This is a genomic window from Nostoc sp. UHCC 0870 (assembly GCF_022063185.1).
Classification (GTDB): domain Bacteria; phylum Cyanobacteriota; class Cyanobacteriia; order Cyanobacteriales; family Nostocaceae; genus Trichormus.
The window spans coordinates 1668757-1692998 of record NZ_CP091913.1; the positions used below are offsets into that span (position 1 = coordinate 1668757).

The window sequence follows — 24242 nt, forward strand, 5'->3', positions numbered from 1 at the left end:
ACAGTTATTGCTGATTTGCCACAATAGATAAATTAGATAAAATCATTGAAGTTTTGCAAGGAAAGCAAACCCACCTAAAATGGGTGTAAGGAGAAAAATAGTAAAAATGTCTAATAACCGTTCTGGAGTATTTATTGGTGGATTGATGCTAGGAGCTACTATCGGTGCTTTAGCAGGATTACTTGCAGCTCCACGCACAGGACGCGAAACTCGTAAACTTTTGAAAAAATCTGCCGATGCTATTCCTGAATTGGCGGAAGATTTATCAACAAGTGTACAAATTCAAGCCGACCGTCTTTCTGCCAGTGCCTTACGAAATTGGGATGAAACTTTAGATAGACTGCGGGAAGCCATAGCTGCTGGCGTAGATGCTAGTGAGCGTGAAACTGAAGTCTTAAAACGCCAACAAGCTAACACAGACTCAGACTCTCTCGCCCAAGAATTGGAACGCTGATAATGGTGACGTTGATATTGATATAGCATATACAGCAGGTATTGTTTTTCTTAGACCTAAATGAGATGTGTCATGCTAAATGAAATGTATAATCTTTGAGATGTTTCGCTTCACTCAACATGACACCTTCAGCATTTATGCAAGAGGTCTATTAAGCACAACAAGGCCAATTTCCCATTCCCATGTTGAACTTTAAATTTTAAATTTTTTATTATTGTGGTTGACCCCCTGTTTTGGTTGGGACTTTCTATTCTTCTAGTCGCTGTCAGTCTGACGGCTGTTTTAGTGGCGGCGATACCAGCTTTGCAGGAATTAGCAAGGGCAGCTCGCAGTGCCGAAAAGTTATTTGATATGCTATCGAGGGAATTGCCCCCTACCTTAGAAGCTATCCGCACTACAGGGATAGAAATCGCAGATTTGACTGACGATGTTAGTCAAGGTGTTAAAAGTGCCGGTCAAGTCGTGAAACAAGTTGACCAGAGCATAGATAGTGCAAAAAAACAAGCTCAAAACCTACAATTAAGTACACGTAGTATTGTAGTGGGTGTAAAAACTGCCTGGAAAACCTTCACCCGTCAAAAAATTACAAAGCGAACAGTTGAACGGTTATCAATAACTGAACAATCTTCCCTCACAATCAGAGAACGAGAAACTCTCAAGTCAGAAACTCGCCGCCCGAAAGCAGAAGCCTATCGCGTTCATGACGGCTACAATGGTTCTTCCACTCGGCAGAACAGTCTTGATGATGAAGAATACTAAGGGTCTAGAGATGACAGGTGATAGGTGACAGGTGATAGGTGACAGGTGATAGGTTAGTGTTATCTACTCCTCACTCACAACTCATTACTCATTACTCAGCACTCATTACTCAGCACCGGCTAAACGCCGCGCTACCGCTAACAGCACTCATTACTCACCGAAACCTCCGCGACGAGGGAGCCCCTACATTCATGTACGGGGGTAAGTCGCGGGCGAATTTATTCGCCGTCTTAAAATCTATACGAGTATCCATCTTTTTTGTGAGTTGCTGAACAATATTTATGGCTGATGCCAGTTATCCTTCCCTCCTTAGTAGCAATATCAAAACTACCTGTAGCACGACACAAAACACGACCAACATATTCGCCAACTTTCTTCCCACTAGTAACAACCGCTTTGATAATGTCTCCAGTTTGAAAACCAAAATGGATTTGTTTATTCGTGCGGTGACGACTTGGAAAACCAAACTTGTCAGTACCACACATCTGTCTAGTGCCATGACCATTAGCTGTAATTAATAAAGGTTTGATACCTTTGATATTTAAAATAGGTGTTGATTTTCCAACACAAGCGGCATCTAACCAATGAGTTTTAGGCAAGTTTTGATTATTGCGAGTGAACTTTGTTAAACCTCCTGAACCCGTTTCTACAGGTAATCCAGTTTTCTTTAAAACTTCCAGTAATGCAAGTCTAGTTGTGTTTACTGCTGCTGCATCAGCTAAGGGTCTTTTAGCTTGTTTCAAAATTTTCTCCAATCTTGAAGGGTCTTTTTTAAGAAATTCTTTAATATCCTGAGTCCCCTTTTTTTTGTTGCATTTTTCGCAACTTAAAGTAAGGTTTGTAATTGAATTACCGCCTCCTTTGGCTCTTGGGTGGATGTGTTCAATCTGAAAAGGAACGTCTTTAATACCACAATAAGCGCATTGCCTACCCCATTTTTCCAGTAAATATTCTCTAGTTTCGTAACCAGCAAGAGTACCTTGTTGATACTCTTCCCCTTGAATTTCTGGGTTACGCATTAGCTGCATATCAAAGCGAACTAACTCTTGGCTAATTGCTGCAATTGATGCAAGTTTGCGTAATTTTTCAACCCAAGTTTTGATATTTTCAATGCGACTTTGTAGACTAGGTGCTAACCATCCACCTGGACGTATTCTGTTTAAGAATCTTGGCGCACGATATCTAGTTTTTCTAGCACGTCTACTACGTCTTAGTTGTCTTCTGGAGGTTAAAGCATCTCTGATTGCAAAACCTCTATGCTTTAATTCAGCAGCAAATACGACCTCACCCGTTGTATCGTCAACTAATACGATTCCTGTTGTTTTTGCTCCAGGGTCAATCTTTAATCTTAGAGGTGATACCGGAGAATTAGGACGTGATTCTTTAAGGATTAAAGTAAATGGAAAACGTCTAACGACTGCCGCTTTCTTATTCCTTAATAACTGTCTTGCTTGTGCTGAATGAATTGGGTTTAATGGTCGTTTGTCGGTGTCTAAAATGAATACTTTGCACATAAAGTGCCTCCTTGCGGGTAATGTTAGCTTCGTCAATGTTTAAGGTCGGTACTATGCAAACGACACTGGTTTAACCCTTTAAGCCTGTTTAATCGTTCGCTTCTAGAGCAGAGAACTAGCTACGCATTCTCTGGTAGGTCTTGAACTCTTGCCTTAAACGTAGTCAGTTAAGACTGAGACTGGTCAGATTAGGACTTTTTCAAGCCCCTGCCTTTAGGCATGGGGTTTCTGACAAAGAAGCTTTGCTTTCTTCCCTAAAATTAGAGTAAAGTAAACAAGTGTAACAAAGTATCACTTTTCTCGTACTCTTTTAAAGCAACTTGTTCACTTCTACTGTTGATATTTGTATAAAAACGTCCATGCAGTCCTGTTTTTGGCGAAAAATCTTAGTATCTATTTCAGTATTTTTCTTGGCTGGGTCACTGTGGGTTATGCACTCCCCCCCAGCATTGGCTTATGACAATCCCGAATTGTTACCTAGTTATTTCACCCCAGTTATAGACTTAGCTAAAACTCTTCCTGACCCCCAGGAAGAAAGGCTAGTCGAGGAAATTGAGCAATTTGAGACTGATACTGGTTGGAAATTGCGGGTATTGACTCAGTATGACCGCACTCCTGGTAGAGCAGTTATCAATTATTGGGGTTTGGATGATAAAAGCATTCTTTTGGTTGCTGACTCCCGTGGTGGGAATATCCTCAGCTTTAGTGTGGGTGATGCAGTTTACGAACTTCTCCCCCGCACTTTCTGGATAGAACTGCAAACCCGCTTTGGTAATTTGTATTTTGTGCGGGATGAAGGGGAAGACCAAGCAATTTTACAAGCTTTAAATTCCGTAAAAGGCTGTTTAATTAAGGGAGGTTGCACCGTTGTTCCTGGACTACCCAGGGAACAGTGGATTTTAACTTTAATTACCTCAGTTATTGGTGGAATTATTTGTGGATTTGCAGGACAACCCCGCACTAAAGGACAGGTGTTTGCTTGGCAATGGGCGTTAATTTTCTCGCCATTGTGGGGTATTTTGTTCCTTGCTTTCGGTATTGGCCCTGTGGTAACTCGTACTAGTGATTGGTTGCCTTTAGTTCGGAATATCTCCGGTTTTCTAATTGGTGTATTGGTTGCTTACTTGTCACCTGTTTTCAGTCGTCCATCTTCTAGTGCGGAGTCTTGACCCGCATTTCTCACAAACAGTAGGGGCGGGTTCACAGATAAGCTCAATTACTCATGAATATCTCGCTAAACCCGCCCCTACAGACTTTGGGATGAGGTTGCAAGAATCTTGTGAGAAATCCGGGTTGAGAGTGCTGAGTAATGAGTAATGAGTGCTGAGTAAGTAATTCTTTAATTTTGAATTTTGTTAGCGCAGCGTTAGCGAGTCCGCGTTCGCGCAGCGTCTCGTAGAGAGCGTCATTTTGAATTTTGAATTGACTAGTCACCTCTTACCTAGCGATCGCACTAGCTGATAAGCTGAAGGCTAGTCTCTCAGAATTAAATCGCAATGGAATGGCACGTAACCGATGCTCAAAGTCTAGCAATCATTGATGGTGAAATTGGTGATCATGTTTTCTCGCCGGCAGAATATGAAATTGTCCGGCGGGTAATCTATGCTACTGCTGACTTTGAGTATAAATCTTTAATTCGATTTTCTGAGCGGGCTTTGCAAGCTGGGGCGGCGGCATTAGCGGCACGTACTGCTATTGTGGTTGATGTGCCAATGGTGCAAACAGGTATTGCTTACGAAATTCAAAATACCTTTGCTAACCCGGTGTATTCTAGTACGGACACCTCAACCCGTCCCCAAACAGAAAAAACTCGTGCAGCTTGGGGTATTGAAACTCTAGCCAAACGTTATCCAGAGGGCATATTTATTGTTGGTCAAGCCCAAACAGCATTAACAACACTGGTAGATTTAATTGAAGCCGAAGAAATCAACCCGGCTTTACTAATTGCAACTCCTGTGGGATTTGTGGATGTGGATGATGCTAAAAGACGCTTGCAAGATTCTCTAGTGCCGAATATCACCATTGATAGCAGTAAAGGTAATGCAGTTGTTGCAGCTGCGATCGCTGACGGTTTGATAGACTTAGCATGGCAAGCCTACGGTCAGAACAGATAATGAAGATAATAATGAATTAATCACTATCATTTTTTGTCCCATCGGGCATAACGGCATTTTGAAAATTCACGCCAGTTAGGTTAGCATCAGTCAAATTTGCTCCTCTGAGGTTAGTATCTCTCAGATTCGCACCTGCCAAGTTAGCCCCTTTAAGATTTGTCCATCCCAAATCAGCACCCGTTAAATCAGCTTCAACTAAGTTAGCTTTAAATAAGTATGCACCACTTAGATGAGCCTTGTGAAGACGGGCTTTTTCTAGATTAGCTTTGTAGAGATAAGCACCTACTAAGTCTGCTGCATACAAGTTAGCTTCACTCAGATTAGTCCCTATTAAGTTAGCTTCAATGAGATTAGCAAAACAAAGATGAGCGCGGTTTAGCTGTGCTGCATCTAAATCAGCATTTCTTAAGTTAGCACCTGTGAAGTCAGTCCCAATCAGGTTAGCATTAACAATAGTAGCCCCCCTTAGATCCGCCTCACTCAAGTTAGAGCCAATGAGGGTAGTCTGGCTCAAATTGGCTTGGGTAAGTATAGCCTGGCTCAAATTCGCCACACTCAAATGAGCCGCACTCAGATTAGCTTCGCTGAGTTTGGCTTGATGGAGATTAGCACTACTGAGGTTAGCATAGCTGAGGTTGGCACGCACGAGTAAAGCATGACTTAAATCAACTCTGCTAAAGTTTACCCCCTGGAGGTTTGCCCCTCGGAGGTTATGTTTTTGCAGGTTGGCGGTACTGAGGTCTGGTTCAATTTGGGGATTTGTTGTTCTCCACTCAATCCATCGAACTGCACCAGCTTGCAACAAAGCTAGATGCTCTATATTTGCCATTTGCTCTCCTTTATCGGAAAAAGTTAGGTTTAATACCTCGCCCCTGGTGGGCGTTCGCGTTAGCGTCTCGTAGAGAAAAAAGCCTTGTTTCCCTTGGCGCAGCCTCTCGTAGAGAAGGTAGGTAAAAACCTCGCCCCTTGTGGGTGGCTGAAGTTTAATTGCGAATTGCGTTAGCGGAGCGGGACGTTAGTCCATTGCGAATTGCGAATTGAGTTTATTCCTGGCGACCAATCTGGGAACTAGTTCGCCCAGCTACATTTTCAATTGCTGCTTTAGCACCAGCTGCACCAGCAAGGATATCGCGTTCGTATCCACCCAAGTACAGCCTGCCAAAACTCCCGACAGCTTGCACTTCCAGGATATTAATCATTGCTGCTTTTTCTGCTTCATTAGCAGCTAGGGCAGCATAAGCAGCAGGTTCAACTTCTAAGACATATAATGTTTGTCCAGCTAATAGTAGCTGTCCTCGGCGCGTCCGGTTGATGAGTTGTGCTTGGTAAGCATCTATATTACGGATAATCTGGCTAGAAACTACACGAGGTTTGAGACATTCCTCTTTTTTGACTCCCAGCATTGCCAAAATCGCCTGACCTGCGGCTCGTGTTTCTCCTTGAGAACCTGAATGTATTTCTAATAGACCGTATAATCTTTCCACTACCTGCACTCCAGGACGAACGGAGGCAGCTTTAAGGGCGACATCTGTAATCCGATTAATTTCGATACCAGGAGAGATTTCAATCCATAGAGACGTATCACCTGGTAATGGTAAAAAACCTGGGGCTACTGTTCCTATATATGCGGCGTGTTGTGGTTGCAGGCTGTCGAGAAATACGAAACTGCGTAGTTCTATTCCCAAAGTGATGCTCTCCAGTCATGAAGGTAAAGTTATATTTCGCACAGGTAACTTTAAATTACCACAAGCCTGGATACTGTCTCAGTTTTTCCTTGATTGACAGGTGATAGGTGATAGGTGACAGGTGACAGGTGACAGGTGACAGGGGAAGCGGGGGGAGAAGTTATTCAATAGACCTGCCTTGGAAATAGGGAGTGGGGAGTAGGGAAAATAAATTTTCATTGCTCCTTGTGAGTGCAATTCATGGAGTCTCTTGCATAAATGCTGAGGCTGTCATGTTGAGCGAAGCGAAACATCTCAAAGATTATACATTTCATTCACAATTACACATCTCATTTTCGGACTTTTGCAAGAGGTCTAATTTTGAATTTTGACCATTCACTTCGTTCGAGGGCAAGATTTTGAATTGATTTATATGACCAATCTGAATTACTTGTTTGCTTCCTCTTTACTATGAAGAAGTTCTGTGGCTTTATCAGCAGATAGAGGTCTGTGGAAAAAGAACCCTTGGACATCTTCACAATTGATAGATTTTAAGAAATCCAGTTCTTCTTGTTTTTCGACTCCTTCGGCGGTGAGCTTTAATCCTAAGCTTCTACCTAAAGTCACGATCGCCTTAACAATGTGAGCTACTCTAGTATCGGTGGTCAACTCTCGGATGAAGGAACTGTCAATTTTGAGATTGTGCAGTGGTAAAAGTTGTAGCCGTGAGAGGGAGGAATGACCTGTACCGAAGTCATCAATGGAAAGATGAACGCCCATCTTTTCCAACTCATACAAAACCTTTTTAGTAAAATCTATATCTTCAATCGCTGTTGATTCTGTAATTTCTAACTCTAAAAATCGGGCTTCTAATCCAGTTTCTGCTAAAATTTGGGCAATAATTTCTACCAATTTGGGTTGGTGAAATTGCTTAGGAGATAAATTCACCGCAATTGTTAAAGCAGGTAATCCTGCGTCTTGCCAAGCTCGATTTTGAAGGCACGCTGTCCGTAATACCCATTCCCCAAGAGGAATAATTAATCCACTTTCTTCAGCTAAGGGAATAAAAACACTCGGTGCTACTACCCCCATCTCTGGATGTTGCCAACGCAACAGTGCTTCCATCCCAGTGATTTTGTTGTTGTGAATGTTTACTTGGGGCTGGTAGTAAACTATGAATTCTTGACGTTCTAGAGCATAGCGTAAGTTTTTCTCTAGATTTAAAAGATCGGGAGTTTTGGAACTTAAGGATGTGGTGTAATACTGATAATTATTTCGTCCCTCATCTTTGGCATGATATAAAGCTGCATCTGCGTGTTGAATGAGTTTTTCGGCATCAGAGCTATGTTCATCTAGCAAGGCTATGCCTAAGCTAGCACTCACGTAAAGTTCGTGTCCTTCCAAATAAAAAACGCTCTCGAAAGACTTCAAAATTCTCCAAGCTACCTGAGTCACTTCTTCCAGATAATTAATCCGGGGTAGCAGGATGGTAAATTCATCTCCTCCCCAACGGGCAACAGTGTCTCCACTTCTCAGGGATAGTTCTAATCTTTGTGCTACACTTTGTAGCAGGCGATCGCCTAATGTATGACCTAATGTGTCATTTATCATTTTGAAGCGGTCAAGATCCAAAAACATCACGGCTAGACTTTCGCTACTACGTGTGGCGTTGGCTAGGGCTTTAGCCAGTAATTGATCGAATAGCAAGCGGTTGGGTAATCCCGTTAATAAATCATGGAGGGCTTGGTAGCGAATTTTCTCTTCTACCTGCTGACGATGCCAAGCACCACTGATACTAGCGGCCATTGTCAATAGTGTAGACTCTTCATGCTTAGACCAAATACGTTCTTGGGTACAATCTGCCAAGCCGAGATAACCCCAAAACTGTTCTTCTAAACGCAGGGGTACTAACAGTAAGGATTGAATCCCATCTCGTGTTAAAAGTTCTTGTTCGGTGGCGGGAAATTCACTGGTAATGCCATTAATTGACTGTCCGTTAGAGAGGATGGTGTACCAACGTGATAAAGCAGGCGAGTTATAAAGCTGATTTTGCCAGTGATGTCGGGCAGATTCCAGGGGGGAGCGAGTCCATTCACATTGCATACTCACAGATATTTCCCCTGTCAGAGGATGAAAATGATTTTTAAATAAATAAGCGCGATCTGCGACGGCTGCTATACCTAACACAGCTAAAGCTTTTTCAACCCCCGTTTCATAATCCATTTCTACGAGCAAGTAATTAGCTGCTTCTGCTACTGCTTGTAACAAGCGATCGCGCTGGTAAAGTTCCAATTCGGCTTGTTTTTGCTCAGTAATATCTCTTGTTATATAAGTTCTAATTAAATCACTTTCAGGGAGGAAATGCACTGATTGTTCAAAAACTTTTTGACCAAATTTGATTTCCCGGACAAAAGAGTTAACTTGCTGATTTTTTACCTCTGTTAGTATGCCTTCCAGAACAGGATGATGCTTTCCCAGTTCTCTTAATCGAGGAAATTGCAAAGTGGCAGCAGGGTTAAGATAAATTAAATTACCCTCTAAATCTGTCTCAATAATGGGATTGGGAATGAGTTCTGGGAAAGAGGCTAGGCGAGCTAGAGCAGTGTCACCTGCTCCTTCAAAATCAGGATCTACTACTAGGGTTTGAAAAGGAGTGACAGGATTAGATTGGTCAGTCAAAAAATCAGAGAGGTTTTCTGCATTGGCTGATTCGTAAAAGGCTTGTTCGGAAAGGTTAGATATAGCATAATACTTGGCCTGAGCTTGATTACTGCCGAAGTGGATGATATCTCCATGTCTGAGATTATGGGAGATACATCTTTCTCCATTGACAATCAAACCATTAGTGCTTCCTTGTCCTTTGAAGTTACCATCAATAATCCGAAAGCCATATTGTTCAGTTCCGGGAACTGTGACCCGCAATAAAATTGCATGTTGTCTTGATACTGAGCGAGAATTAAGGACAATAGCATTGCCTTTATGCCGTCCCACAGAATATGTAGTTTCTTGCAATAGGATAGTGCGTTGCCCCTGCAAATCGTGGACAACTAATAGGTGACGTATTTTTTCCCGCTCTTTAACAGTCATCACCATTCCTCACATTCTGATATCTTGGAATCTTAAAATTTAAAAAATATGATAATTTCAACAAGTTTTAATTTTTGAATTTTAGAAAAGCTATTTGCTTAAAACAACTACAATCTGTGAGGAAACCGATGTTTTTCTCAATAGGCTACCGTATAGAAATTAAGATGCTCATTTGCTAGCTGGTCTTATCATTATAAATGTTGTCAATTTTTTTCCTTGATAACGGCAATATGGGGAAACTTAAGTTTAAATTTTCCTAATCATTCAGGATACTATTAATGAAGTAAATTATACACAGTATAATTACTAGTTTTTAAGAATAAAAGTGTAGCCCCTGGCTAGGGTGTTGACTTTGGGTATCTTATGATGATATTTCTTCATACAGGATAGACACCTAAAAATATCAAATTGAGGTTGGGTGGTTAATGAATAAATTAAAAAGTTCCTCCAGCCGATTAATTCGTCTGTTTAAACAAAGTAGAGAGAATTGGAAAGAGATAGCCCTTGAGAGACAAAAAAAGCTCAGAGCATTAGAAGTAAAAGTTAGGGATTTATTGCTCTCAAGAGAGAATTGGAAAACACGGGCGATGAAAGCAGAAAAAGAACTACGTATCCTTCATACCAATTTGGTTGATGGACAAAAAAAGGGGAAGAAAATTCCGAAAAAATAGAGATGGTGGCAGCGTTCGGGCATCAATATAGCGTTCAAACAGTACAAAAAGCCATACAACAAAGCATTGATTCTGGAAGTAGCTTACGAGGAGTTGAGAATAACTTGAAGTGGGAAGCATCGGCGGAGGAAGTAAAAACTCCCTGCTTCAGTAGTGTGAGAAGTTGGTTAGGAAGAATTGGTTTATATGAACTACAACGAGCCAAAGAATACCGAAGTGATTGGGTGTTTATTATAGACCTAACAGTAGAATTAGGAAAGCAAAAGTGTTTGGTGGTTTTGGGAGTATCTCAACAATACTTAGAATCGGAAGTTTTCCCATCAAAAAGAGGATTAAAACACCATGATGTTCAAGTATTAGCACTGGAAATCATGGATTCGACCAGAGGAGAATTGATTGAACAAAAGCTTTGTGAACTAACTACTAAAGTGGGCTGCCCAGTACAAATAATAGCAGATCATGGTAGTGACATTGAAAAAGGAATTAAGCTTTACATACAAAAATATCCAGATGTAGTTTATACGTATGATGTAACTCATGCAATGGCTTTATTACTCAAACATGAGCTAGCTAATTCCGAAAAATATCAATCTTTTATTCAAAAATGTAATCAGTGTCGGCATCAACTTCAACAAACCGAATTAGCCTTTATATCTCCACCATCGCAACGCTCTCAATGTCGTTATTTCAATGTAGAGAAGTTGATTAATTGGGCAGAGAAACTGTTGAAATGTCCAATTGAGACTTTATTAAAATTAGCAGAAACTTCTGACCCGGACATTTTCAATCAAAAATTAATTATGAAGTTTGGATGGTTAAAAGATTATCAAGAAGACATCCGGATTTGGAGTCAAATGGTGATGATGACCAGAGCCTTAGAAATTCAACTTAAACAAAACGGTATTAATCAAGAATCTCTAGCTGAATTCCAGTTAAAAAACAATTCAACATTTCTGGATATAACTTTCCCACAAAATATTTGGTTATATATAAAAACTGAAATCGAACAGATTCCCAAGGATAAAACTTTTTTGGCAGCTTCTGATATCATTGAATCTATTTTTGGTAAATACAAACATTTTTCCTCTAGATGCCCTCTCAAACAGATAGGTCAGATGATTTTAAGCATTTGTTTATGTACGATGAATTTGACCACATCTGTGGTTAAACAGGCATTAGAAAATGTTCGCTATATAGACCTTAAGGATTGGTCATCTCAAGTTTTTGGTCAGTCCATGCTCTCGAAAAGAAAAATCGTATTTTCGACCTTAGATAACGACGCAGAATTTGTATGAACTTTTTTTAATGCTTTTCCTACAAAGTCAACACCCTAGCCCCTGGCTGCAAGATTTTTTTAAACATCACTGTGATGATATAAAATCCAAATTTAGTTAGGTTTAATGTAAAAGCTTTTTCAGAAAAAATTAGCATAGATAAATTTGGGTTTCCTAGCTAATAGAAAATAATTACCCTAGACATTTATAACTTTATAACTTAGGATTTTTATTTTGTGCTACTGAATTGATAGTTTGCTCAATTCGCTTCATCCTTGTTTCTGGACGTTTAGCATTGGCAATCCAGGAGAGGATATTCTTTTTAGTTGAGTTGCTGAATGCTGCAAAATATTGATTAGCGTCTGCATTTGCGGCTAATGCTTGCTGTAAGTCATCGGGGATGATTAATGCTTCTATGGCATCTAAACTAGTCCATGAACCGTTTTGTTTGGCTGCTGTAATTTTTGCCAACCCAGCCTCATTCATCAAACCTTGTTCGATGAGTTCTGCGATATATTGCTTATTTAATTTTGACCAGACACTTTTCGGTTTACGAGGCGTAAATATTTGCATATAACGGTCTGCATCTAAGGATTTAACTTTACTATCAATCCAACCAAAACATAAGGCTTCTTTAACGGCTTCACTATATTTAATGCTGGGTTGACCACTTTTTACTTTGTAATAAATTAGCCATATACCAATATAATTTTGATGGTTATTCTCCAACCATTCCCGCCATGCTTGGCGATTTGGGGCATGAAAAGTTTCTAGTTGGTTATCGAAGTTAGCCATAAAGTTTCCCACAATCTTTGCACCCCACAGGTCGCTTCTAAACTACCCAAGGGCAATTCCCTAAGCAATTGGCAATGTTAATAAGAACTCAGTTCCCATACCTAGTGTAGAGTTAACCGCGATCGCTCCTCCATGTTTCTCCACGATAATTTGCTGGGCGATCGCCAATCCTAAACCCGTTCCTTTGCCTACTCCTTTTGTGGTGAAGAGGTGATCGAAAATTCGTGCTTTTACATCTTCTGGTATTCCGTTACCATTATCACTGATGGCAATTTTGACCTGTTCACCTGCAACCGTTGTCTGAATTGTAATTCGACTGGTTTTGGCTTCAATCTCAGTAAAACTACATCCCTGATTCGATTCATCCAACGCATCGATCGCATTGGCCAGAATATTCATAAATACCTGATTTAATTGACCGGGAAAGCATTTCACATGGGGAATATTACCGTATTCGGTGACAACTTCAATGGCTGGGCGGTGTTCGTTGGCTTTGAGGCGATGACGCAAAATCAGTAGGGTACTATCGATACCTTCATGTAGGTTAAAGGGCTGCTTTTGGTCGCTGTCGGTGCGGGAGAATGTACGCAAACTTCTACTGATAGCTTTGATGCGATCGCCTCCATCTTTCATCGCCTTGATGAGTTTTGGCAAATCTTCCCGCAGATATTCCAGGTCAATCGTCTCTAGTTCATCTTCAATTTCAGTACCGGGTTGGGGAAATTTATCACGGTATAGGTCAATCACTCCCAACAGGTCATTAACATATTCTTGCGCTGCACCAATATTACCAACAATGCAGCCGACGGGATTATTAATTTCGTGAGCAACGCCTGCAACTAAGTTACCCAAAGCAGACATTTTTTCGTTCTGCACCATCTGCACTTGCGCTTGCTGAAGATCCTCTAAAGTATGTTGCACCTGACGATAGAGACGAGCATTTTCGAGGGCGATTACGGCTTGGCTAGAGAGGAATTTGAGAACCAGGAGGCGATCGCTGTTAAACACGTTACTGGTAACTTGATTTTCGAGGTACAAAATGCCGATTAAATGACCCTGATTAATTAACGGCAAACATAGCACGCTTTTGGGCTGATGCTGATGAAGATAATTGCTGATCATACCAGGTAGATCAGTTTTTAGATCATGGATGACAACTGTTTCTAAGGTATTTTTGACGTAGTGAATCAGCTTCACAGGAACGCTAGGATTGTTTTCCAGGGGAACAGATTGTAAGGTGCTTTGCTCATAGTTAGCTATCACTCGTACCTGCAATTTGCCCTCTTGACACAGCATCAAAGCACAGTAATCAGCCCCAGAATTTTCCAGCATGGTCTGAGTCAAGGTTTGCAGTAATTTATCTAGTTGAATAGTGCTAGACATTGCTTGAGATACTTGCAGCAGTCCAGTAAAATCGAACATATGGTTAATGCTGGTGCTGGAAGAACTCTGGTTACGGGTGGAGTGGAGGTCGTAAGCAGAAGTCGCAATGCTGGCGAAGGTTTCTAAAATGCTCAGGGGCTGAGTAGTTTGTTGTAGTATGGGGCGCAGCAGTTGCGGATAACGGGTTTCTAAATCATCAGTTTTGGCTAGGCTACCCCAATGAGCGTAGCAGTAATAGGCTTCCTGCATATAGCCTGCGGCAACTTTTTCTTTGCCCCATTGTAGGTAGAATTTAGCCGCAAGTTCGTTAGCTAGGGCGGCTTCTTGGATGTAACCGTTGGTTTTGGCCAGGGCGATCGCTTGGTCGTATAGGTCTATTGCAGCTATTTTGTCTTCTAAAACTCGATATCTTTCAGCTTCCACTAAATAGAACTTATGTTGATAATTTATAGGAGCATAGCCTGCCCATTTTTGCATTTTTTGTTGATTGTTTGTAATCTTCTCTAAGTAATTAGATTGTTGATCAGCATCCAATTTTGGATATAAAGAAAGCATACTCAGAGATTGATAGAAATTCTTCAACGGCACAATCAATAAACCAGCCGCGCCCTGTTCATACTCTTCAAATAGACTGGCGTATTCAATAGCTGCTTGATCTGCACCAAACAAATAAGCTAAAAATGATTTAGCCAAATAAACGTAACAAATTCCATTGGTATTGCGACTCTGAATTAACGAGGGGAGCGTTACTATTTCGTCAAAACATTCACCAACTAGCATTTGAGGATTATCAGCCTTAGCTCTTAAATTCATGACAGTTTGTCGCCATGTATTACCCCAAATTAAAGATACATCTTGTTTAATATCCTGCATTAAAGAGCAATACTTATTAGCCTCAGCTTCGGCAAATTCTAGATTGTTCCCTGTCCAAAATAAAAATTGAGCATAACAATTTGCACAATAACCAACATATTCTAAATCACCAGTTTCTAGACCAGTTTTCAGACCTTCTAAAAATATATCTAAAGTGGAGTTAATGCTATCTTGCCAATGTTTAATAAATAGCCCAAAGGTCAGATAAACTTTACTTTTTAATTCTTCGGCATTAAACTTTTCCAAAATTGTCATAGCTAGCTGGCCGAATTGATAGCCATCTGTAATTTCTTCCGATGCACACAAAAATAATCCATACAGACTGTAGGCGATCGCAGATTGGGGAGAGTTACCATATTGAATACAGATTTTCACCATTGTGAATATCTTTAAAGGTAACAGCATGGGTTTGGCAAGATAAATAGGGGCAAATAAACCACATAAAATTCTTAAGGCTGCACCTTGCTGTAAATCACTCAGTTCTGGTAAATTTACTAAGTCTTCAATTAAACGTTCGCCAAATAGCGACTTCAATCGACCATGTTCAGCGATGATGGTTTCCATATCGCCATCTTCGGGAAAATCGATACCCAGTAAACCTAAAACTTCTCTACCTATATTGATTGCTTCTATAAGTTTATTTTGAGCAGTATAAGCCTGAATTTGAATCTCGTAAGCTTTAATTTTATCTAAGGTATGTTCGGTGTGTATAAGTATTTCTTTAACTAGAAATTCGGAGGTAGGAAAATTTGTGTTTAAATATTCAGCCTCCGCTACCAAATCATACAAACTCAGGGTAAGCTCATATTGATTTTGCCAACTATCAGCTTCGAGGAGTTTTATTCCCGTATTTAAATAATCGACAGCGACAGCGTAAGCAGTAGCAACTTTAGCTTTACGTCCAGCTATTAAATTCAACTCAAGTAACCGCTCTTTTTGATGCTTTTTAGTGAAATAATCAATCCCTACATTTAACTGATTAACTATATCAAAAATGCGATTTTCTAATTCTGCTTCAGGAGTAGAATTTAAAAGAAGTTGACCAATTCTCAGATGAGTTGCTTTTTTTTGCTCTTGGGGAATTAGTGAATAAGCCGCTTGTTGGACACGATCATGCAAAAACTTATAACTGACTGTGATTTGATGATGATCTATTGTTTGATTTGGGCTAGATTGGAAGAATTTATATGTTTCACTCAGAGGAAGAGTTAACTCTTCTTGTAATGCCTTCCACAAGATTGTAGCTGTTTCTGTCTGAGATAATTTCGAGACGATCGCCAGGGTATCTAAATCAAATTGATTGCCAATACAAGCGGCTAACTTTAAAATATCTTGGGTGGATGGTGGCAGTTTTTGCAACTGCAACGCCATAAACTCAACCACATCATCAGTTAAAGCTGCTGCCTGCACCTGGACAATATCACACTGCCAATATCCTGCGGCTAAATCAAAACAAATCAGTCCATCCTGATACAATCCCTTGAGAAATTGGGTAGCAAAAAAAGGATTACCCTGGGTTTTTTGGTTGACTAATTTAGTTAATGGTTGCGCTAAGGTTGCTGTACAATTGAGGGTATCGGCAGTTAGTTGATTGAGACTGTTTAAACTCAATGGTTGTAGAGTAATTGTATTTGTTGTTGCTCCTGTTTTTTCGATTGCTTCCAGAGTCAACATCAACGGATGAGCAGGGTATACTTCATGGTCACGATACGCCCCAATCACCAGCAAATAACCTGTTTTTGACTCCGCCATTAATCCTTGCATCAAGTTGAGGGAAGCGGAATCTGCCCATTGTAAATCATCTAAAAATATAACTAAAGGATGCTCCGGTGTGGTGAAGACATGAATAAACTTTTGGAACAACAACTTAAAGCGATTTTGTGCTGCATTCCCAGATATTTCTAGTGCGGGTGGTTGTTCTCCAATAATGTGTTCCAATTCGGGAATCACGTCAATGATGACTTGTCCATTTTCGCCGACAGCCTCTAAAAGCTGGGTTTTCCAAGTCTGCAATTGTTCATCACTTTCACTTAGCAATTGACCCATTAAATCGCGGAATGCTTGCACAAAAGCCGAGAAGGGAGTGCTGCGATTAAATTGGTCAAATTTACCTTTAACGAAATAACCGCGTTTCTCGACGATTGGCTTATGAACTTCATTCACAACAGCAGTTTTTCCAATCCCAGAGAAACCCGCCACTAGCATCAGTTCTGATGTACCGTTACTAACGCGATCAAATGCTTGGAGTAGGGTAGTAACTTCCTCCTCCCGACCATAGAGTTTTTCAGGTATCAGGAAGCGATCGCAAATATCCCGTGTAGCAATCTCAAATACCTCAATTTTACCTGTGTTTTGCAGTTGATCCAGACAATTTTGCAAATCATGCTGCAAACCCAATGCACTTTGATAACGATCCTCGGCGTTTTTCGCCATTAATTTGGCAATTATTGGTCCAATCACCACGGGGAGTTCTGGCTGCAATTCACACGCTGAGGGTGCAGATTTAGCAATGTGACAATGCACCAATTCTAAAGGATCATCTACTGGAAATGGCAACTGTCCCGTTAACAGTTCAAACAACGTCACACCCAAAGCATAAAAATCACTACGATAATCTATCCCTCGATTCATCCGTCCAGTTTGTTCTGGTGCGAGATAGGCGAGTGTTCCTTCTAAAACATTGGGGTGTTTAACTGCTTCGGTTTCCTTGGGTAGCAGTGAGGCGATGCTGAAATCAATCAGCTTAATTTCTTTGGTATCAGGATGAATCAGCAGGTTAGCGGGTTTGATGTCTTTATGGATAACCCGGTGTTGATAGAGATCGTGTAGAATATTCGTCAGTTGAATGGCGATCGCTAATACATCTACCAAAGACAAAGGGTGGGTTTGACTATATGCTCGCAATGATACCCCACTAAAATCTTCCATTACCAAGGCATAGCTGTTACCATAGGTTTCTAGGCTAGTAGGGCGGACAATACCGGGAATATGCAGATTTTTAGCGATCGTATATTGGTTGCGAAACTGCAATAGTTCACTGAAGCTAGGATAGTCCCGCCGGAGTAGCTTAATCACCACAGGTTGCTCTGTACTATCTGCCAGTCTTATTCCACGATAGACAAGCGTTTTAGAGCCGTGATAAAGCTGCTCAATCAACTGATATCCAGGCAGCAAAACGGTTGTATCTACGGTTGAATTCATGGACAACGACCTCATCTTACAGGTTACACTGTGTAGGATATTTAAGCCTTAGTATGCCCATAATTTCAGTAGGTCTAACGCTGTCCAAGACCAAACAAGGCGAAGGAAAGAATGGTGTTGCTGATTGATACCATGTTCACTTGATTGCTGATGTGTCTCCCCTCCCCGTGAACGGGGAGGGGTTGGGGGTGGGGTTTAAACTTGAGTGAATTCTTTTACTACTAAATCTGCTTTTTTGATGGGTGGTAAATCAAGTTTGTGTTGTGGTAGCATCTTGGCATAGCGGTTAGTCAAAAAACAATTGAGTTTTCTATCCCACTTTTTTAATAATCTTTTTAATGGCTTATTCTCATTGCCAAAGCTGAGTTTACGAACCAAAGGTTTAATAATCGTTGATACTCTGCGTACACCTAATTTTTTGTATTTGGTTTGAAAGTAACCATCCTCAGATAAATCCCATTTGGCGCGGATGCGTTGTAAGCTACTTAAAGTCCAAGCATCACTCCAACGCAGCATATAGAAGTGTAAATCACTCCATTTTAGAGGCGGCCCTGGTACATAGGTGATTAAACTATCAGGTTCAAAATAAACTTTACCACCTGCCTGTATAACATTCATACAAAAATCAAGGTGTTCTTTGGTGTTGAGCATTTCTTCATCTAAATAGCCAAGACGCTCAAATATTTCAGTGCGAACTAGGGTGCAGTGAAATTCTGCTAATTCTGTTTCAGTCTGCTTGAGTTGGGGACGTAATTCTGATACTTGATGACCTTGCTTGTACATTTTCTCCCGTAGATGTCTCCGGCCTTTAATATCAATTACAATGTGGCTTTCTCCACCTGCAAAGTGAATTCTTTGGTGTATTGGCTGCTTTTCACACATTAAAGGTCCGACAACAGTTGCATTTGTTGTTTCTGCACAGTTAATTAAGGCTTCTAACCAACCAGGAGAAACTATCACATCGTTATCAATGAATACTAAATATTTAGTATCAACATGACTCAAACCGATATTACGCGCATGGTTGGGAGACAGATAGTAATCTGTGCGAATTAATTTAAAGTTATTTTCTTGGGCTTTTGTTTGTAGATAACGATGTACTTTATTAGGTGAATTACCATCAACATAAATTAATTTGAAGGGAATTTTTGTATGTTCGTAAATACTTTCTAGGGATGCTTGAGTGCAGCTAAAGCGTTCGCGGGGGACAACAATTAGGGTGACAATGGGTTGTGACATTTTTGATAACTCCATTTTGATATGTGTTATGATTTAGATACCGTTTATCTAGTTTTTACAAGGTATTTTTGGGCAAGTTGATTATGTACAATCTGTTGGTAGATGTCTACTAATTCATCATTTAGCTTGTTCATGTCGTATTTTTCTGCAACACACGCACGTCCTGATTCCCCCATTGCTTCCCAGACTTCAGGATGTGTGATTAAATAGGTTAGTTTAGTTGCGATCGCATCTGCATCTCGTTCTGGGACTAAAAATCCTGAAACCCCATCCTCTACCAACTCTGGGATTCCGCCATGTCTGGTACTAATTACAGGTAAACCCATCGCCATCGCTTCTTTTAATGTATTAACTGGCGCATCTTGATTTCCATCTTTACCAGTCACACTAGGAGCAACGAAAATATGGCATTTATCCAGAACTTCGACAATTTCTTTTTGCTGTTTCCAGCCTAATAATTTAACAATGTGGTTAAGATTTAAATCAGCAATCAGTTGTTGAAAATGTTCTTTTAGTTCTCCATCACCGATAATATTGTACTCAAGATGAGGGTGATGTTTAGCTACTTGAGCAATGGCTTTAATGACATATTCAATCCCTTTTTTTTCTACTAAACGTCCAGTGGTAGCAATACGGATAATCCCATCATTGGGAAAATAACGTTCTTTAAAGAAGAATTTACTACAGTCAATTCCTGAACCGTGGACATGAATTTTGTTAGCATCACAACCCAAAGCAACTGCTTTATTTTTGAAAAATTCGCAGTTAGCTAAAAAGTAATCTGTCTCTTGAAATAATTCCTGATAAACTTTTTCACCCCACTTAGGGAGAAACTTACTAATATCTGCACCCCGAAAAGTAGAAATTAATTTACCCTCGATTAAACCAAGTTGACGAAACCACACACCGAACACGCCCAAGGTGCTAAATTGACAGTGGATGATGTCGTAAGATTTTTTTTCTAAAAATGGTAATGCTCGATAGAGCATTTTTAATGATTTGGCTTGACTAACGTAGCGGGAAGTATTCATTAATTGCAGACAAACAGCAGGATTTTTGGGAAAATTTAGTAGCAGTAAACTTAACCCTTTTACCCATCGCCATAATTCGTTATTTGGTCGAGTGGGAGCGTAAATTGTTCGTTCTATTAATTGATATTGTTCAACTAACGGATGTACTTTAGATATATTAGTAGGACGACCATCAAGAGAGTAGATATCAACCTCGTGTCCCCGTTCGATAGTACCGACAATTTGATTGACAATAAACGGCTCAGATAACACAGGGAAATGTGCTACAAAAAAGGCGACTTTCATGATTTTATATTTTAGATATGAGTTAATTCTTCTCTCAAAACTGGTAGAGGTAATTCAGGTTGCAGAACTTGTTGATAAATGGCGACTAATTCATCATTTAGCTTGTTCATGTCGTATTTTTCTTCAACACGCGCACGTCCAGCTTGACCCATTGTTTCCCACAATTGGGGATGCTGAATAAGATAGGATAATTTAGTTGCGATCGCATCCGTATCTCGTTCTGGTACTAAAAACCCTGAAACCCCATCCTCTACTAATTCTGGGATACCGCCGTGTGTCGTGCTAATTACAGGTAAACCCATCGCCATCGCTTCTTTTAATGTATTGACTGGCGCATCTTGATTACCATCAGCAGCCGTCACACTAGGCGCGATAAAAATATGAGCATTATTGAGAACTTCAACGATTTCTTTTTGTTGCTTCCATCCCAATAATTTGACGATATGACCAATATTTAGTTCCGCAATTAGTTTTTCAAAATGTTCCTTTAACTCGCCATCACCGATTATTTTGTATTCAATATTTGGATATTCTTTAGCTACTTTAGCAACTGCACGAATAGCATATTCAATCCCCTTCTTTTCTACTAATCTTCCAGTTGTCGCAATCTGCACCTTACCATCAGCAGGGAAATAACGAGGTTTAAAGGCGAACTTACGACAATCTAAGCCAGAACCATGAACAACAATTCTATCAGAATCACAGCCTAAATTAATCGCGCGATCGCCAAAAAATTTGCAATTCGCCAAAAAAAACTCCCCTTCCCGAAACAGTTGCTCATAAACATCCCTGCCATTTTCCTCCACATATTTACTAATATCAATACCCCGAAAAGTCGTAATTAACTTACCAGAAATTATCCCCGCCTCCCGATAAGCAAGAGCAATAGGTGCTAACGTGCCAAATTGACAGTGAATAATATCATATACACCATCTTCAAGCAGAGGTGAAATTCGATAAAAAGTTTTTAAAGTAGCTACTTCCTTGTCATACTTCCCTAACTGAAAAAAGCGCAAACTTTTTAAAGAACCCAGATAAATATTCCTGACTAATAATCCAATACCCTTAAAAAAACGCCAAACAATATTCTCAGGAACAGCAGGAGGAAAAAAGGTACAATCCATCAACTTATATTCCTCCACAATCGGATGAACCTTACCCGTATAATTCTTAGGTAAACCATTCACAGGATAAATATAAACCTCATGTCCCCTATCAATCAAACCCGTAATTTGATTAAGAATAAAAGCCTCAGATAAAACCGGAAACCGCCAAACAATAAAAGCCACCTTCATAGTAAAACCTCCGCGTCACTCCGCGTAAACCTCCGCGATACTTTGCGTTTAAAAATCCTTCCTCTCTTCTCCTTCCTCAAAAAATCCAAATGACTATTCAAATTCATCACCTCCAACGCCCCAGAACCCAAACAACCATCAGGAAAATGCAGTATACTAATCCCACAATTAGACTGTTGAAAGCGGTGATAAAACTCAGGACTTATACCCAAAGCAGTCCCAATCAAAGCCCGATTTGTACCCCCATGTGCAACCACCAGCAAAGTTTTATCAACCTGATTTGGTAACACCTCCTGCCAAAAATCTTGTACCCGTTCATATAAATTTAGAGCTGGATAAAACCGTTGTTCAGTATCTACTAGCATCCAAAACTCATGGGGGCGTTGTTTCCAGAGTTGATACGCTTCCGGGAATATTTCCCGCACATATTGAAACGCTAAACCCTCCCAGGCAGGCATATCATTTTCTCGTAACTTCTTATCAATAAAAACTGCATTTTCTGGAACATCAATTACCTTTAAAATCTCCTTAGCGGTTTCCTGCGCCCGCTTCAAAGAACTAATATAAACAGCATCAAATGCAATTCCCTGGAGAAACTCGGCTGTAATTCTTGCATCCCTGCGTCCAACTTCAGTTAATACTGACTCATCACTACTACCTTGATATAAACCCAAAGCATTAAACGTACTTTCTCCGTGGCGCAAAAGAACCACGCGAGTTCCTGAGCTTTTTTCAAGCTTCAACTGCATAGATATCTCCTTCTGGTTCTACAATGCTTTGTATCTGGTATAAAGTGGCATAACAGCCACCAAGTCGCATCAATTCTGCGTGCGTACCTTGTTCTACAATACGTCCCCCATCGACGTAGAGAATCATATCTGCATTCTCTACCGCCTTAAGGTTGTGAGAAATAATAAACGTTGTCCGCCCCTCGGTTAGTTTATTGAGTGCAGCGTTGACGATATATTCATTCTTTTTATCTAAACCTGTAGTAGCTTCATCCAGAATAACTATTGGTGCTTGACGTATTGCAGCACGAGCGATCGCAATTCTTTGTCTTTGTCCTCCTGATAGTGTACCACCGCGATCGCCCAAAATTGTATCGTAGCCTTGGGGCAATTTCAGAATAAATTCGTGAGCATTCGCCAACTTTGCAGCTTTTTCTACTTCTTTATGGGAGCATCCTAATTTACCGTAAGCAATGTTTTCTCTCACACTCACAGCAAATAACACACTATCTTGCAAAACTACGCTGATTTGCTGTCTGAGAGAATTTAAAGTATATTCACGAATATCTTGACCGTCGATGACAATCCGCCCCGCTTCTGGGTCATACAGTCGTAATATTAAACTGAGAAGCGTTGATTTACCGCTACCAGAAGCCCCGACTAACGCTACTTGCTGTCCCGGTTGCACTATACAATTAATATCTTTTAAGATTTTGTTCCCTGTGTCGTAGCTGAAAGCCACATTTTCAAACCGCACCGCACCAAATAAAGGATGCGCTGGTTTCGCCCTAGGTAAATCTTTTACATTTGGTTCATAGTCGAGAATTTCCACCACCCGTTCCCCGGAAGCTGTAGCTTTAGCAATTTGTCCGATTTGGTTAGATATTTTCCGCATCGGTTCAAAAGCATTTTTCAAATAAGTCATAAACACCAACAGTTCCCCAGGAGTGAGTTGCTTGTTTAGTACCACATGAGAACCACGCCACAACACCACAGCAATAATAATCGCCATTAAAATTTGTACAGCCCTTTCAAGTGCGGCTGATAGCCTCAAAGATTCGATAGCTTCATCTAAACTCTTCTGATTTTGCGTTGAAAAAACACCGTGTAGCATTTTCTGAAGAGATAGAACTTGCACCACCTTAATTGCACCCATAGTTTCGCCCGTAGTTGCGGCTAAAACACCTTCAGAATCACGATGTTTTTTAGCAAACTTGCGAATGCGGGTAATCATGTTGCTAGTCAATAAAATTAATAATGGGAAAATCGCCGTAACTACTAATGCTAATTCCCAATTTAGCCAAAACATAATAGCTAACATTCCCAAAAGGGAGAATGTATTAGTAAATAAAGGTAAAGCTGTTTTCACCGTCACCGTCCGCATCTTTTCAATATCGGCGGTGACACGGGTGATTAAATCCCCACCTTTAGACTTTTGGTGAAAGGATAAAGAAAGATGTTGTAAATGATTGAAAACATCACCGCGTACCTCCGACAATACCCGCACCACAGCCAAAGACATTCCATAGGTGCTGAGGTATGCAGCAATGCTACCCACTCCAGAAATAACTACAATAGCTACAGCCGATAAAGTTAATAATACAATTGGACTAAATCCAAATGTATTAGGAATATTTACAGTATTAGTATGAGCAGGTATCAGAATATAATCAAATACATATTTTAAAGGCCAAGGTTCAAGCAAACGTAAGCCTGTTTCTATTAACAGAGCCAGAAAAGAACCAGCAATTAAAAGTTTTTCTTTGCGGATATAAGCCGAGAATTTTGCTAATATCCGCAAAATACCTGGGATAACTCCTGTTAATTCCTTTTCTTTGGCACGCTGTCCCATTAATTATCTCTCTCCTTGACTAA

The 24242-nt window shown here is 40.3% G+C and carries 17 protein-coding genes; 6 read left to right on the top strand and 11 right to left on the bottom strand.

All coding sequences use genetic code 11. The features are described 5' to 3' along the window. Positions 1-106 precede the first annotated feature (106 nt). A complete protein-coding gene (locus L6494_RS07375) occupies positions 107-454 on the top strand; it encodes a YtxH domain-containing protein (protein WP_237993223.1) in 348 nt (115 codons plus the stop codon). A 216-nt stretch (positions 455-670) separates the two neighbouring features. Further along, positions 671-1213: a DUF948 domain-containing protein gene (locus L6494_RS07380; protein WP_237993225.1), complete on the top strand. Its 543-nt coding sequence runs from the start codon at positions 671-673 to the stop codon at positions 1211-1213. A gap of 230 nt (positions 1214-1443) precedes the next feature. Here L6494_RS07380 and iscB read toward each other — a convergent pair whose 3' ends face one another. Further along, the gene (gene iscB / locus L6494_RS07385) at positions 1444-2727 is read right to left on the bottom strand and encodes an RNA-guided endonuclease IscB (protein WP_237995882.1); all 1284 of its coding nucleotides are present in this window, start codon (positions 2725-2727) and stop codon (positions 1444-1446) included. A 359-nt stretch (positions 2728-3086) separates the two neighbouring features. On the opposite strand from iscB, the gene L6494_RS07390 reads away from it, so the two are divergent. After that, positions 3087-3896 (top strand): TPM domain-containing protein, encoded by an 810-nt coding sequence (locus L6494_RS07390; RefSeq protein WP_237993227.1) that lies wholly within the window; start codon positions 3087-3089, stop codon positions 3894-3896. A gap of 327 nt (positions 3897-4223) precedes the next feature. Beyond that, positions 4224-4841, top strand: a complete 618-nt coding sequence (locus L6494_RS07395; RefSeq protein WP_237993229.1) for a precorrin-8X methylmutase — start codon at positions 4224-4226, stop codon at positions 4839-4841. 16 nt (positions 4842-4857) lie between these two features. Here the strand turns inward: L6494_RS07395 and L6494_RS07400 are convergent, their stop codons facing one another. From L6494_RS07400 to L6494_RS07410, 3 genes are all read right to left on the bottom strand, one after another. Beyond that, a complete protein-coding gene (locus tag L6494_RS07400; RefSeq protein WP_237993239.1) occupies positions 4858-5670 on the bottom strand; it encodes a pentapeptide repeat-containing protein in 813 nt (270 codons plus the stop codon). 214 nt (positions 5671-5884) lie between these two features. Continuing rightward, positions 5885-6526 (bottom strand): hypothetical protein, encoded by a 642-nt coding sequence (locus tag L6494_RS07405; RefSeq protein WP_237993241.1) that lies wholly within the window; start codon positions 6524-6526, stop codon positions 5885-5887. A 426-nt stretch (positions 6527-6952) separates the two neighbouring features. Next, positions 6953-9592 carry an EAL domain-containing protein gene (locus tag L6494_RS07410; protein ID WP_237993250.1) on the bottom strand — a complete coding sequence of 880 codons (2640 nt, stop codon included), beginning with the start codon at positions 9590-9592 and terminating at the stop codon, positions 6953-6955. Positions 9593-10017: 425 nt separating this feature from the next. Between L6494_RS07410 and L6494_RS07415 the strand changes: the two genes are divergently transcribed. Both L6494_RS07415 and L6494_RS07420 read left to right on the top strand, forming a co-directional pair. Next, on the top strand, positions 10018-10263 hold the full coding sequence (locus L6494_RS07415; protein WP_237988609.1) for a hypothetical protein: 246 nt from the start codon (positions 10018-10020) through the stop codon (positions 10261-10263). Positions 10264-10265: 2 nt separating this feature from the next. Beyond that, complete coding sequence (locus L6494_RS07420) at positions 10266-11558, top strand: hypothetical protein (protein ID WP_237989459.1); 1293 nt, start codon at positions 10266-10268, stop codon at positions 11556-11558. Positions 11559-11750: 192 nt separating this feature from the next. On the opposite strand, the gene L6494_RS07425 is transcribed toward L6494_RS07420, so the two are convergent. From L6494_RS07425 to L6494_RS07455, 7 genes are all read right to left on the bottom strand, one after another. After that, on the bottom strand, positions 11751-12332 hold the full coding sequence (locus tag L6494_RS07425; protein ID WP_237993258.1) for a YdeI/OmpD-associated family protein: 582 nt from the start codon (positions 12330-12332) through the stop codon (positions 11751-11753). Between the two features lie 60 nt (positions 12333-12392). Then, positions 12393-17789 (bottom strand): ATP-binding sensor histidine kinase, encoded by a 5397-nt coding sequence (locus L6494_RS07430; protein ID WP_237993260.1) that lies wholly within the window; start codon positions 17787-17789, stop codon positions 12393-12395. Between the two features lie 195 nt (positions 17790-17984). Then, positions 17985-19028, bottom strand: coding sequence for a glycosyltransferase family 2 protein (locus tag L6494_RS07435; protein WP_237993262.1), 1044 nt, complete (start codon positions 19026-19028; stop codon positions 17985-17987). A 44-nt stretch (positions 19029-19072) separates the two neighbouring features. Beyond that, the gene (locus L6494_RS07440; protein ID WP_237993264.1) at positions 19073-20344 is read right to left on the bottom strand and encodes a glycosyltransferase; all 1272 of its coding nucleotides are present in this window, start codon (positions 20342-20344) and stop codon (positions 19073-19075) included. 11 nt (positions 20345-20355) lie between these two features. Further along, positions 20356-21639 carry a colanic acid biosynthesis glycosyltransferase WcaL gene (locus tag L6494_RS07445; protein WP_237993266.1) on the bottom strand — a complete coding sequence of 428 codons (1284 nt, stop codon included), beginning with the start codon at positions 21637-21639 and terminating at the stop codon, positions 20356-20358. After that, positions 21636-22388 (bottom strand): histidine phosphatase family protein, encoded by a 753-nt coding sequence (locus L6494_RS07450; RefSeq protein ID WP_237993268.1) that lies wholly within the window; start codon positions 22386-22388, stop codon positions 21636-21638. Before L6494_RS07450 ends, L6494_RS07445 begins: the two co-directional genes overlap by 4 nt. Then, entirely contained in the window at positions 22372-24219 is a 1848-nt protein-coding gene (locus L6494_RS07455; RefSeq protein WP_237993270.1) for an ABC transporter ATP-binding protein, read from the bottom strand. Before L6494_RS07455 ends, L6494_RS07450 begins: the two co-directional genes overlap by 17 nt. Positions 24220-24242 lie beyond the last annotated feature (23 nt).

Bases quoted from the DNA above. Each gene is read 5' to 3' on its own strand.
- L6494_RS07375 (WP_237993223.1), top strand. From the start codon at position 107: ATGTCTAATAACCGTTCTGGAGTATTTATTGGTGGATTGATGCTAGGA.
- iscB (WP_237995882.1), bottom strand. From the start codon at position 2,727: ATGTGCAAAGTATTCATTTTAGACACCGACAAACGACCATTAAACCCA.
- L6494_RS07390 (WP_237993227.1), top strand. From the start codon at position 3,087: ATGCAGTCCTGTTTTTGGCGAAAAATCTTAGTATCTATTTCAGTATTT.
- L6494_RS07395 (WP_237993229.1), top strand. From the start codon at position 4,224: ATGGAATGGCACGTAACCGATGCTCAAAGTCTAGCAATCATTGATGGT.
- L6494_RS07400 (WP_237993239.1), bottom strand. From the start codon at position 5,670: ATGGCAAATATAGAGCATCTAGCTTTGTTGCAAGCTGGTGCAGTTCGA.
- L6494_RS07410 (WP_237993250.1), bottom strand. From the start codon at position 9,592: ATGACTGTTAAAGAGCGGGAAAAAATACGTCACCTATTAGTTGTCCAC.
- L6494_RS07415 (WP_237988609.1), top strand. From the start codon at position 10,018: ATGAATAAATTAAAAAGTTCCTCCAGCCGATTAATTCGTCTGTTTAAA.
- L6494_RS07420 (WP_237989459.1), top strand. From the start codon at position 10,266: ATGGTGGCAGCGTTCGGGCATCAATATAGCGTTCAAACAGTACAAAAA.
- L6494_RS07425 (WP_237993258.1), bottom strand. From the start codon at position 12,332: ATGGCTAACTTCGATAACCAACTAGAAACTTTTCATGCCCCAAATCGC.
- L6494_RS07430 (WP_237993260.1), bottom strand. From the start codon at position 17,789: ATGAATTCAACCGTAGATACAACCGTTTTGCTGCCTGGATATCAGTTG.
- L6494_RS07435 (WP_237993262.1), bottom strand. From the start codon at position 19,028: ATGTCACAACCCATTGTCACCCTAATTGTTGTCCCCCGCGAACGCTTT.
- L6494_RS07440 (WP_237993264.1), bottom strand. From the start codon at position 20,344: ATGAAAGTCGCCTTTTTTGTAGCACATTTCCCTGTGTTATCTGAGCCG.
- L6494_RS07445 (WP_237993266.1), bottom strand. From the start codon at position 21,639: ATGAAGGTGGCTTTTATTGTTTGGCGGTTTCCGGTTTTATCTGAGGCT.
- L6494_RS07450 (WP_237993268.1), bottom strand. From the start codon at position 22,388: ATGCAGTTGAAGCTTGAAAAAAGCTCAGGAACTCGCGTGGTTCTTTTG.
- L6494_RS07455 (WP_237993270.1), bottom strand. From the start codon at position 24,219: ATGGGACAGCGTGCCAAAGAAAAGGAATTAACAGGAGTTATCCCAGGT.